At 65.7% G+C, this 11480-nt stretch carries 11 protein-coding genes; 9 read left to right on the top strand and 2 right to left on the bottom strand.

Annotated features, from left to right (window positions below; all coding sequences use genetic code 11):
- Positions 1-102: 102 nt before the first annotated feature.
- Entirely contained in the window at positions 103-1191 is a 1089-nt protein-coding gene (locus AB1346_07915; protein ID MEW6720358.1) for a HigA family addiction module antitoxin, read from the bottom strand.
- 508 nt (positions 1192-1699) lie between these two features.
- Here AB1346_07915 and AB1346_07910 point away from each other — a divergent pair.
- From AB1346_07910 to AB1346_07875, 8 genes are read left to right on the top strand one after another with little or no spacing between them, the layout of a single operon-like run.
- Positions 1700-2782: a hypothetical protein gene (locus AB1346_07910; protein MEW6720357.1), complete on the top strand. Its 1083-nt coding sequence runs from the start codon at positions 1700-1702 to the stop codon at positions 2780-2782.
- Positions 2783-2834: 52 nt separating this feature from the next.
- Positions 2835-4115 carry a cytochrome c gene (locus tag AB1346_07905; GenBank protein ID MEW6720356.1) on the top strand — a complete coding sequence of 427 codons (1281 nt, stop codon included), beginning with the start codon at positions 2835-2837 and terminating at the stop codon, positions 4113-4115.
- A 3-nt stretch (positions 4116-4118) separates the two neighbouring features.
- Positions 4119-4631, top strand: coding sequence for a cytochrome c3 family protein (locus tag AB1346_07900; GenBank protein ID MEW6720355.1), 513 nt, complete (start codon positions 4119-4121; stop codon positions 4629-4631).
- Positions 4632-4641: 10 nt separating this feature from the next.
- The gene (locus AB1346_07895; GenBank protein ID MEW6720354.1) at positions 4642-7428 is read left to right on the top strand and encodes a molybdopterin-dependent oxidoreductase; all 2787 of its coding nucleotides are present in this window, start codon (positions 4642-4644) and stop codon (positions 7426-7428) included.
- Complete coding sequence (gene nrfD, locus AB1346_07890; protein MEW6720353.1) at positions 7425-8741, top strand: NrfD/PsrC family molybdoenzyme membrane anchor subunit; 1317 nt, start codon at positions 7425-7427, stop codon at positions 8739-8741. Before AB1346_07895 ends, nrfD begins: the two co-directional genes overlap by 4 nt.
- Complete coding sequence (locus AB1346_07885; protein MEW6720352.1) at positions 8741-9178, top strand: DUF3341 domain-containing protein; 438 nt, start codon at positions 8741-8743, stop codon at positions 9176-9178. Before nrfD ends, AB1346_07885 begins: the two co-directional genes overlap by 1 nt.
- On the top strand, positions 9175-10206 hold the full coding sequence (locus tag AB1346_07880; GenBank protein ID MEW6720351.1) for a hypothetical protein: 1032 nt from the start codon (positions 9175-9177) through the stop codon (positions 10204-10206). Before AB1346_07885 ends, AB1346_07880 begins: the two co-directional genes overlap by 4 nt.
- Position 10207: 1 nt before the next feature.
- Positions 10208-10939 carry a class II glutamine amidotransferase gene (locus AB1346_07875; protein ID MEW6720350.1) on the top strand — a complete coding sequence of 244 codons (732 nt, stop codon included), beginning with the start codon at positions 10208-10210 and terminating at the stop codon, positions 10937-10939.
- Here AB1346_07875 and AB1346_07870 read toward each other — a convergent pair whose 3' ends face one another.
- Entirely contained in the window at positions 10940-11209 is a 270-nt protein-coding gene (locus AB1346_07870; GenBank protein ID MEW6720349.1) for a zinc ribbon domain-containing protein, read from the bottom strand.
- A gap of 74 nt (positions 11210-11283) precedes the next feature.
- Here AB1346_07870 and AB1346_07865 point away from each other — a divergent pair.
- Positions 11284-11480, top strand: a 197-nt coding sequence (locus AB1346_07865) for a metallophosphoesterase (protein MEW6720348.1), incomplete at its 3' end; no start/stop codon positions are given.

Raw genomic sequence — 11480 nt, 5'->3', positions numbered from 1 at the left:
CCAGATACTATGAGGCCGTGGCGGAGGCTCCCCTCGATAGCGCTTCTCTCACACCGCCGATTCCCTCGATCACCCTTCACCTTGAAAAATATCCTTTGTACATCAAAACCGTTTCCAATCCACGTGACGCTTCAATTCATTAAAAAAATTCATGGGAATCATCGCATCGTGCTGTAGGCGCCCGACAACGATTCCTGGTGCGATGTTCAGTTCCTCCGCCGCCCGTCGTACCTCATCGACTGACCGGGGCAGAAGTCGGACCAACTGTTGATAGCTCGTGGAGGGAATAAGAAAATCCCTTGCGAAGCGATCTGCCTCGGACTCTTTTCCATCCCTCGTGTCGTCTCCCTCTATGAACACGTCGCGCTTTCCGTGGCGAAGGATATGACCGGCTTCATGGAAGAACGTAAACAGAAGGTGATCGTCGGACTTATACCGAAAGCTGAGCTGGATAAGCGCCTTGATCGGTGAAAGCCATCGTGTCGCGCCGCTGACACGGGTTTTTTCGAGTTCCGGTACGAAAACGACAGCGACCCCTGCCTCTGCGCAGAGCCGCTTTATTTCCGAAAGAAGGGTTTCAAGCGGTTCTCTCGTCAGCAAGCGGATTTGGACGAGTGCATCGCGGAACTTCCCTTCGTCATAGGGAGCGCAATCAATGGCTTTCGCGTCCAGTTCCCCTTTTCGAAGCCACGCCGCAACGGCACCCTTTTCGCTTTGGAATGCAGGAGATTTCCTGAAGGCCACGGATTCCGCGCGCCACATCTCCTCCCATTGAGCCGGGGAGGCCACACCGAAGAAATTCAGCAATTCCTCGACCTGCCCGGTTTTCTCCTTCCGGGGGCGGATCCAGCCGAGCTTTGCCATGGAACGAACCGGCAGCTTTTTCAGCCATTCCACCTGGTCAGCGAGTCGCTTTCTCTCCTCGATCCGCTCGAGCGCCTCCCGGTAGTTTCGTTCCAGGTTGTTCCAGAACGATGCGGGGACTCCAAGGACGCGTTCGAACTGCAGCGCGGTCCTCGGCGTGATCGATTCTTTTCCGTTGATAATTTCGCTGATGGTCTTTACGGGCCTGCCCGTTCTTGCGGCAAGCTCCGCCTGGCTCATCCCGAGAGCCTGTATTGTCTCCAGAAGGCTTTCCCCGGGAGGGACGGCATAATCCGGGGAATACCCGTAGTCCTTTTTACTCCCCATGATAATCCTCCACTGAAAGAATCCTGATCGAGGTGATCTTCCTTAAATCGATTCCCCCATCGCTTTTTCTCGGAACAGGGTTTTCGGAGGGCTCGAAGATAAGGCGGTACGGCTGGGCAAGATTTACGGCGAATTGTCCGGTGCGGTCTCCCTTGAGGGGATGGCATCGGGCCGTGGGCAATCTGCTCATCTCCTCCAATGTTTCAACGGCCACGAACTCCGCGAGCCGCTGACGAAGCCTTCGCGCGTTTGGTTCACCCCATGCCCGAACGGATTCCCGTTCGCTGCTGCATGCTTTCTGCATGCGGGACGATTTGAATCGTATCTCCATTCGGCCCCGATGTCAATTGGTATTAACGAAAAACGTTAATATAATTCCATGGTCATATCAACGGGAAAAATCCATGATTCGTAGATTTCCCAATCAACCGACAATGCAATTACCACACCACTGGCATCATGGAAGGCCGGCGCGACAATCGCCGTCGGGGAATGGCAGAATCATGGAATGGGCCGACCCGTCGTCATCTCGTCCATCGCACTGATCCTGCTGCTGCCGCTCCTGGGCGCCGGCGTCGCGGGGAAGCCGATTGCGCCGTACCTCCAGTTCCCGCCGAAGACGCCCGACATCCCGCATGCGCCGTTCTCCCTGCCGGTGTTCGTCGGGCTGACGCTGTTCGTCCTGGCGGCTACGGTCCCGCTGTACCTTCCGCTCTTCCGCGCCGGAAGGAAACCGGGGGTGAAAGGCCACACCCGGGCATTTCCCTGGTGGGGGTGGGCCGGCCTCGGGCTTGGGGCGGCGGCATGGATCGTCGCGTGGAACCGGTTCCCGTGGATGGGAGGTTTCCAGGCGCACACGTTCACGCCGCTTTGGATCGCCTTCATCCTGGTCGCCAACGCGCTCCAGCACCAGATGACTGGAAGGTGCCTGCTGCGGGACCGGACCCGGCGCTTCCTCCTGCTCTTCCCTGTAAGCGCGGCGTTCTGGTGGTCCTTCGAGTACCTGAACCGTTTCGTGGCGAACTGGCGCTACGTGGGCGGCGAGGAGTTCGGGGCCATGGAGTATTTCCTCTACGCCACCCTGCCGTTCTCGACCGTGCTTCCCGCGGTACTGTCCGTCCGGGAGCTGCTCCTCACCCGGCCCCGGCTGGACGCCGCGTTCCGGGATCGACGCCCCTTCTCCCCGCGGCACCCCCGCGCGGTAGCCGCGGCGGCGCTGGCGGCCGCCTGCGCGGGACTGGTCGCCGTCGGGATCATGCCCGACATCGTGTTCCCGCTGGTGTGGGTCGCCCCGCCGCTCCTGTTGAACTCGATCTCCGCGCTTTGCGGCGAGCCGCACGCCCTTTCCGGGTTCGCCCGCGGCGACCGGCGCTCCTTCGTCGCCTCTTCGCTGGCGGCGCTCATCTGCGGCTTCTTCTGGGAGATGTGGAACTGGGGCAGCGCGGTGAAATGGGTCTACGAAATCCCTTACGTGGACGCCTTCCGCCTGTTCGAGATGCCGATCCTCGGGTACGCCGGATACCTGCCGTTCGGGATCCTCTGCGCGCAGGCGGGAGACCTGCTGCTGGAACCCCGACGGCGAGTGCTATAATCAACTCACATCGACGATCGCCGTTCGAATCCGCAGCGCCGGAAAGGAACCGATGACGCCGCCGTCGGCCCCTCCGCACGATACGTTCCTGCTGCTCCGCTTTTCCCTGACGGCCACGCTGCTCGTCCACCTGTTGTACCTGGGGATCGTCATCGCCGGCTCGGCGTCCTCCCTGCTCCTCAATCTCGTCGGCAGGCAGCGGCGGGACCGGAGGTCGCTGCGTCTCTCCCGGGAATGGATGAAGGCGGTCACGCTTCGCTGGTGGGTCCTTCCTCTTCTCGGCGTTCTGCCGTACCCGGCGTTCGTGTCCATCCACCGGGCGATCTTGGGGAGCGCGCACTCCCTTCCGCCCGCCGCCTGGGCGGTCCCGTTTTCGCTGCTCCTCGCCGGCTGCCTGCTTTTCGTCCTGTACCGGGCGGCTCTCCTTCGATCGGATGAGCCGTCGATCGTCCCGCTCCTGGGGGGAGTCGCGGGGCTGCTGGCGACGGCGTCCGCCGCCTTCCTGCTGTTCTCGGCGCTCGGGCTCCTGACGAACCCGTCAAAGGTGCCGCTGGTCCGCACCGACCCCGTCTTCCTCCTGTCCTGGAACGCCGTCGCGGGGTTCCTCCTGTTCCTCGGAATCTCCTTCGGGCTGGCCGGGGGGCTCGCTCTCCGGCTGCTCGGCTGGAAGGAAGAGGAGGAGCACGACCTGCCCCCCGAATACGAGGAACGGATCGGGAGCGCCGGGACGGCGGCCGGGCTGGTCGGCGCGCTGGCGGTTCCCGCGCTTGTCGTGTTCTTCCTGCTCACATTCCCCGTCACGGGGCTGTCCACGGAGGTGTTTGCCATGGCCGCGACCGTACCGATGCTTGCGCTGGGCGCGTTCGTCCTGCTCCGCCGGGTCCCGCCGAAAACGGACGGCGGCAGAGGCGACCACGTCACGGAGGTTTTCGTACTGATGCTGCTCGCGGTGATCCTGTGCTACCAGGTGGGCATCGCGAACGCGTTCGAGGGGCGTACCGCCCCCCCCGACCGGTTGGCGGCGGCCGAAGCGGCGACCAAGGCGAAACCGGCGGCGAAGCCCGCCGCGGCCGACCCGACGCTGGATAAAGGGAAGAAGGTGTTCGAAACCACCTGCTCGGTGTGCCACAAGTTCGACGCCAAGGTGGTCGGCCCCGCCCTGAACACGGTCGTGCCGAAGTACAAAGGAGATGTCGCGAAGCTGAAGGCCTTCCTGCGGGACCCGGTGAAAGTGGACCCCGCCTTCCCGGCGATGCCGAAGCCCGCCATCAAGGAGGACGAGATCGACGCGGTCGCCAAATACCTGCTGTCGCAGGTCAAGGCCGGAAAGTAGCGTTTGAAGAAGGCGATCGCCACCGTCGCGACCCTCGGATATTTCGGGGGATCAGTGCTGCTCGTCGCGGGGCTGTGGTTCCTGTGGCACCGCACCGACCCCTCCCCGGAACAGCCGATCGCCTTCGCGCACTCGCTGCATGCCGGAAAGCTGGGGATCCCCTGTACGCACTGCCACGCCTTCGTGGAGCGGGGGCGCTCCGCAGGCGCTCCGCCGCTGGAAACATGCATGGGATGCCACCAGTCGGTCGCCACGGAACGGGAGGAGATCAGGAAGCTCACTCGCCACTACGCGGAGAAACAGCCCGTCCGGTGGGCGAGGGTGTACGCGTTGCCGGAATTCATCTATTTCTCCCACAAGCGGCATGTCCGGGCAGGAGTGACCTGCTGGACGTGCCACGGAGACGTGGCTTCCATGAAGCGCGTCCGGCGGGTGAACGACACGGTCATGGGCTGGTGCGTCTCGTGCCACCGCGTCAACGGCGCGCCGCGCGACTGCGCCGTCTGCCACAAGTGAAGGGCGAAGAATGAAGCGTCGGGAATTCCTGTGGCTCCTCGGGGTGGTCTCCGGCTCCACGGCGATGTCCGCCTGCGGGTCGCCCAACCGCTCCGCGAAGTTCACCTCCTACCTCCGGCCGCCGGAGGAGGGGGTGGTCCCCGGGGAGGCCATCTACCTTCGTACAACATGCACGGAATGCCCCGCGGGCTGCGGCCTGCTGGCGCGGGTGCGCGAAGGGCGCCCGGTCAAGCTGGAAGGGGTCCCGGAGCACCCGGTGAGCGACGGCGGGCTGTGCGTCCGCGGGCAATCCTCGCTCTATCGCCTCTACCATCCGGAGCGGCTGCGGGGCCCGCTGGTCCGGGAAGGCGGGAAGCACCGCCCCCTCTCCTGGGACGAAGCGCTCGCCCGTGTCTCGACTTCGCTCGATGAGGCCCGGAAAAAGGGGGGCAAGAGCCTGTTTCTCTCCGGCAGGACGGCCGGCTCCCTCGACCGGCTGATCGCAGCCTCCTGCGACCGGATGGGGATCGAGCGGCTGCCGGAATACGAGCCGTTCGACCACGCCGCCGTGAAGGAGGCGTACGGCCTCCTTTTCGGAGTACGGGACGTGCCCCGCTACCGGATCGAGCGGTCCGATTTCCTGCTGACGGTCGGCGCGGATCTCCTCGAAACCTATGTTTCACCCATCGGCTACACCCGGAGCATCTTCGCCGCGCGGGCGGGCGGGAACTTTCACTGGTTCCACGTCGAGCCGCACATGTCGCTCACCGGGGCCAACGCGGACCGGCGGATCACCGTCGTCCCGGGAAGGGAGCCGCTCCTGCTCTCCTTCCTGCTGCGGGAGCTCGTCGAAAGGGGCTCCGCGCAACGCCGGATCCCCGGGCAACTCCTCGACGCTTTCCCCCGGACCACCGCGGAGCAGGTATCCCGGGACGCGGACATCCCGCGGGACGCCCTGAAGGAGCTGGCGGATCGCCTCGTGTCGGCGAAACGTCCTCTGGTCGTCGCCGGCGGCGTCTCGACCATGTGCCCTGAAGGGCTGGCGACCGCGGCGGCGGGCGCGCTGATCCAATGGGTCACGGGCGCCTTCCCGGACCGTGTCGATCTCTCCGGGAGCGGGAATTATCGGGACGTCGGCACCCTCCGGGACATGGAGGCGCTTTCCGCACGGCTGGAAGGCGGCGAGGCGGGGGTCGTATTCCTCTTCCGGACCAATCCGCTGTTCTCCCTTCCCCCGCGCCTGGGCTTCAGGGAGAAGCTCAAGAAAGCCGCGCTCACCGTCGGGATGGGCGAATTCCTCGACGAGACGCTGGCGGAGGCGGACGTTGTCCTCCCCCTTTCCCATTCCCTCGAATCGTGGGGAGACGCCGAGCCGAGGAACGGCGTCGTGTCGATCCTGCGGCCTGCGCTCCCGGCCATGTACGATACCCGCTCCGACGGCGACGCGCTCCTGGAGCTTATGGGCAAGGTGTCCGGGAACGGCGCCTCGGGCAGCTACCGGGAGTTGCTGCTGGCCTCATGGGAGACGCGGCTCGGGGAAGCCGGGAAGAACGCTCTCCTCGAGAAGGGATTCGTCGAGACGGCGACGGCGGGGAAACCGGCGTCGATCGACGGGAGCCGGGCCGCGGCAGCGCTCCGGGGGGCGGCGGTCCCGGCGGGCCCCGGGAAGGGCGTCCTGATCCTCGCCCCGTCCATCCGGACCTTCGACGGGCGGAGCCGGAACCTCCCGCTGCTTTCCGAGATCCCCGATCCGCTCACCACCATCACGTACGGAGGCTGGCTCTCCGTCGCGCCGGAGACCGCGGAGAAGTCGGGGCTCAAAGACCGGGACGGCGTGACGGTCGCTTCCGGCGACTGGAAGGCGGCACTTCCGGTGAAGGTCCAGCCGGGGCTCCCCCCCGGTGTTTTCGTCCTGTGCCGCGACGCGCTTCCCTCCCTCCCGGTCCGTACGGACCCTCGGACGGGAGGGGCGGTTTCCGTCATCGAGTCCGTCTCGATCGGGAAGACGGGGAAACGGATCGAAATCCCCATCCTGTCGGGCTCCTTCTCCCAGCACGGGCGCGGCCTCATCCCCGACCCGGTGCACCGCGACGAGGAACGCCGCCACGAGCGGTGGAGCCTGTACCCCGACCACCCCCACGAGGAGTACCGCTGGGCGATGGCGATCGACCTGGGAAAATGCACCGGCTGCGCCGCCTGCGTCGCGTCGTGCTGCGTCGAGAACAACGTGCCCGTGGCCGGGAGGAAGGATCACCTGAAAGGCCGGGAGATGTCCTGGCTGCGGATCGAACCGTTCTACGAGAACGGGAAGGTCGATTTCCTCCCCATGCTATGCCAGCAGTGCGACTACGCACCGTGCGAAACGGTTTGCCCGGTCTTCGCCGCGTACCACAACCAGGAAGGGCTGAACGTCCAGGTGTACAACCGGTGCGTGGGGACCCGCTATTGCTCCAACAACTGTCCGTACAAGGTGCGCCGCTTCAACTGGCGGGAGCACCGCTGGCCGGAGCCGGCGGCACGGATGCTGAATCCCGACGCGCAGGTACGGGGCGTGGGGGTGATGGAGAAGTGCACCTTCTGCCTCCAGCGGATCCGGGCGGCGAAGGACAAGGCCGCGGACGAGGGTCGCAAGGTGATGGACGGCGAGTTCACGACGGCCTGCGCCCAGAGCTGCCCCACCCGAGCGATCGCGTTCGGCAACCTCCTCGACAGGAATTCGGAGGTCTACCGGCTGGCCCACTCCGACCGGGCTTATCGCGTGTTCGAAACGCTCGGGACCGAATCGTCGGTCTACTACCTGCGAGGCGGAAAGCCGTGAACCGGGGCGAGGGCGGCATGGAAACTCCGGACCGGTACGCCAAGGCGGAACGGGACATCCTGGCGGCGATGGGGAAGCCGGGAAAGGCATGGCTCGCCGGCGCAGGCTTCGCGGCCGTGCTGATGCTCATCGGCGGGGTCCTATGGGCATACCAGATCCGGGAGGGGCTGGGCGTCGCCGGGTACACCCATCCCGTGAACTGGGCGGTCTACATCACGAACTTCGTCTTCTGGGTGGGGATCGCCCACTCCGGCACGCTCATCTCCGCGGTGCTGTTCCTGTTCCGCGCGAAGTTCCGCACGAGCTTCAACCGCGCCGCGGAGGCGATGACCGTGTTCGCCCTCATGGTCGCCGGGCTGTTCCCCATCGTCCACCTGGGGAGGTCGTGGGTGTTCTACTACCTCCTCCCCTACCCGAACCAGCGGCAGCTCTGGGTCAACTTCCGCTCCCCGCTGATCTGGGACGTCTTCGCCGTGGGCACCTATTTCACGGTGAGCCTCGTTTTCTTCTACGTCGGGATGATCCCCGACTTCGCCGTCGCGCAGCGGTGGAAGGAAGGGATACGGAAGAAGGTCTACAAGGTCCTCTCCCTCGGCTGGAAGGGCACGGACCGGCAGTGGCGGCACTACGCGATGCTCTACCTGTTCCTGGCCGCCTTCGCCACGCCTCTGGTGGCGTCCGTCCATTCCGTGGTCTCGTGGGACTTCGCCATGAGCATCCTGCCGGGGTGGCACACCACGATCTTCGCCCCGTACTTCGTCGCCGGCGCGATCTTCTCCGGGACCGCCATGGTCATCACCCTCGTGATCCCGCTGCGGAAGGCGCTGAACCTCCAGGAGTACGTCACCGACGACCACTTCGAGAGCATCGCGAAGATCATGCTCTTCACCTCCCTCATCGTGACCTACTCCTACATCGTCGAGTTCGGCCTCGCGTGGTACGGCGAGAACCCGTTCGAGACGGAGGCCTTCCGCTACCGCATCGCGGGGAACTTCCGGTACCTCGCCTGGGCGATGATCTTCTGCAACTCGCTCGTTCCGCTGACGCTGTTCGTCCGGAAACTCCGGAGGAACATGGCGTATCTTTTGATCGTCTCCCTGCTGGTGAACGTGGGGATGTGGCTGGAGCGTTTCGTGATCATCGTGACATCCCTGGCGCACGACTACGACCCGTACGTCTGGGGGACGTATTCACCCACCTTCGTCGAGGTGGGGATCTCCCTCGGGAGCTTCGGGATGTTCTTCCTGCTGTACCTGCTCTTCGTGAAGAACCTGCCCGTACTCTCCATCACGGAAATAAAGGAACACCTCTGATGCCGGGGAAGATGGTCTACAAGGACAAGGACGCGTTCCTCGAGGGGCTGCGGACGGCGGTCCGGGACGGAGTGCCGCCGGACCGGATCCGGACGATCACGCCGTTCGACGTCCCGGAGGCCGAACGCATCCTCTCCCGCGGCCGGTCGAAGGTCCGGTTCTTCGCGCTCCTCGGCGCCGCGTCGGGCACGGCGGCGGGCTTCGCCTTCACCATCCTCACCTCGCTGAGCTGGCCGCTCATCGTCGGGGGGAAGCCCATCGTGTCGATCCCCCCCTTCATCATCATCGCGTTCGCCCTGACGATCCTGTTCGGCGCGCTCTCCACGTTCGCGGGCTTCCTTCTCCTGGCCGGGCTCCCGAGCCCGCGCGCCATCCGGTCGGACGAGGATCACGGGAACCGGTTCGTCATCCTCGTCGAAGAGGAGGAGCCGCGATGAGGGCGCTGCTGGAGCGAAAAGGCGTCCTGGCCGCGGCGATCGCGGCGGGGGGAGCCCTCGTGGCCGTCCTTTCGCGATGGCCTTCCCCGGGGGCGAGCGGCTCGCTCCTCCTTTCGCTCCTCTTCCTGATCGCTGTCGCGGAAGGGTGCATCGCCGCCGCCGCGGCCGGAGAGATGGTCAACGCCCGCTGGGTCGGGTCCGTGCGGAAGGAGCTGCTCTCCGTCGTCCCGCTGCTGCTCCTTGCCGCGTTCCTGCTCCTGTTGACGATTCCCTTCCTGGACGCCTACCCCTGGGCGCGCCACCCGGGGAAGTGGCTGCGGAAGGATTTCTTCATCGGCCGCAACGCCCTCTTCCTGCTGCTCGCGTACGCGACGGCGATGCGGTTCGCCGCGTCTCCCCCGGGAGCGGAGGAGGCGAAGCGCCGGGCGTCCTGGTATCTCCTCGTCTTCGTCGCCTCCCAGTCGCTGACGGCGTTCGACCTGGTGATGTCGCTGGAGTACCCCTGGATCAGCGCGCTGCTGGGGGGATTCTTCTTCGTCGAGTCGCTCTTCGCGGGATTCGCCGCCTCCGCGCTCTTCTATCTGCTGGTCCAAGGCCGCCCGGCGACAGCCCCCGAACCGGGATCCCGGTCGGACCTGTCGGATCTCTCCGTCCTGATGTTCGGCTTCAGTCTCATGTGGGCCGGCCTGTTTTTCGCGCAGTTCCTGACGATCTGGTACGGGAACATCCCCGAGGAGGTCGGGTTCATCGCGCGGAGGGTCTCCTCCTCTCCGCTGCGGGAGCTGTCCGTCGCCGCGCTCCTGCTTCTCTTCTTCATCCCGTTCCTGGTCCTTCTGCCCACGCGCGCGAAATCGCATCCGCTCGCGGTCTCCCTGGCGGCGGTCTCCGTCCTGTCGGGAGTGGCGATCGAGCGGTACGTCTTCCTCGCGCCCGCGGTGCGCATTTTCCTTCCGGGGCTGGCGATCCAGCTCGTCTGCGTCCTGCTCCTTTTCGCCGCCGCGGCGCATCGAAATCCAGGGAGGTCCTGACATGTGCCGCATGATCGCCTTCGCCTCCGCCGCCACGCGGGACGCCGCCACCTGCCTGGAGCGGCTCGCGCGGTTCTGCGAGCGCGGAAACCTCGTCGCGGGATGGGAAAAGCACCCCGGCGGAAACCACCCCGACGGCTGGGGGGCCGCCTGGCGGCAGGACGGGGAGCTCCGCGGCGTCCGAAGCGGGATGCCGGCGGCGTCCGACCGGATGCTTTCGGAGCTCCGCGTGCGGACCGACCGGTTCATCGGGCACGTCCGGTACGCGTCGAATCCCGAAACGGTCCAGGCGGAGAATTCCCATCCCTTCCTTGCGGCGGGGATCGCCCTCGCGCACAACGGGACGTTCTACGGGAAGATCGGGGAGGAAGCGGACGGGCGGCGGGTCAGCGACTCGCTGGTGTTCCTCGAGCTGCTCGCGCGGCGGTGGAAGGAGCGGACACTGGAGGGGCTGGCGGACGTTCTGGAAGAGATGCTTTCCGACCGGGAGCTGGTGGGGGACTACTCCGCAGCGAACCTGCTCGTCGCGGCCGGGGAGCGGCTCTTCGCCTTCCGCAAACACCGCCGGAACCCGGAATACTACACGCTTTACCTGTCGGAACCGGAAGGATGCCGCGTCGTGGCGAGCCAGCCGCCGGACGAAGGAACGGGATGGAGCTCCTTGAAAGACGGCGAGCTGATCGACCTCGTCGACGGGAGACGCCGCCTCGTACTGCCCCCCCGCGGCGCCTGATCAGTGGCTTTTGGAATGCTTCGCGATGTCCTCGGCGACCTCGCCGACGGTCTGCTTCATGAACCGGTCGGCCGCCTTTTTGGCGGATTCCCCGCGGGAGGGCATCTTGGAGACCCAGTTCCCCCCCTTCCGGACGAACCCGCCGGCGCCCCCGACCTGCCGCACCACCGGTTTGCCGCAATGAGGGCATTTCTCCAGGGGCGGGTCCGACATCCGCTGCTCCTTCTCGAACTCGCCGCACTCCGGGCACTTGTATTCGTAGACCGGCACGCTCCCACCCCCGCAATCCTTTTCTTTCCCGATTATCTCATAACGAGCGGGCCGGCGCGGAGAGGTCGCCCGGCGTGAGCCTGTTCCTGCTGACATTTTTCCTCGTCTACGGTTCTGCGCACGCTTACGTTTTCCTGAGGGCGAAATCGGCGCTCGGGTTCGGCTGGGGAACGGGGCTGCTCCTCCTCCCCGTCCTCGCGGCGCTGGTGTGCGCCCCGATCGTCGCCTGGCAGCTCGGGCACCGCGGACACGAAGCGGCCGCCCGGGCCGT

Source organism: Thermodesulfobacteriota bacterium (assembly GCA_040758155.1).
Classification (GTDB): Bacteria; Desulfobacterota; Deferrimicrobia; order Deferrimicrobiales; family Deferrimicrobiaceae; genus UBA2219.
This window is presented reverse-complemented; position numbering and strand designations above follow the sequence as displayed.

Bases quoted from the DNA above. Each gene is read 5' to 3' on its own strand.
- AB1346_07885 (MEW6720352.1), top strand. From the start codon at position 8,741: ATGCCGGGGAAGATGGTCTACAAGGACAAGGACGCGTTCCTCGAGGGG.
- AB1346_07915 (MEW6720358.1), bottom strand. From the start codon at position 1,191: ATGGGGAGTAAAAAGGACTACGGGTATTCCCCGGATTATGCCGTCCCT.
- AB1346_07895 (MEW6720354.1), top strand. From the start codon at position 4,642: ATGAAGCGTCGGGAATTCCTGTGGCTCCTCGGGGTGGTCTCCGGCTCC.
- AB1346_07910 (MEW6720357.1), top strand. From the start codon at position 1,700: ATGGGCCGACCCGTCGTCATCTCGTCCATCGCACTGATCCTGCTGCTG.
- AB1346_07905 (MEW6720356.1), top strand. From the start codon at position 2,835: ATGACGCCGCCGTCGGCCCCTCCGCACGATACGTTCCTGCTGCTCCGC.
- AB1346_07875 (MEW6720350.1), top strand. From the start codon at position 10,208: ATGTGCCGCATGATCGCCTTCGCCTCCGCCGCCACGCGGGACGCCGCC.
- AB1346_07880 (MEW6720351.1), top strand. From the start codon at position 9,175: ATGAGGGCGCTGCTGGAGCGAAAAGGCGTCCTGGCCGCGGCGATCGCG.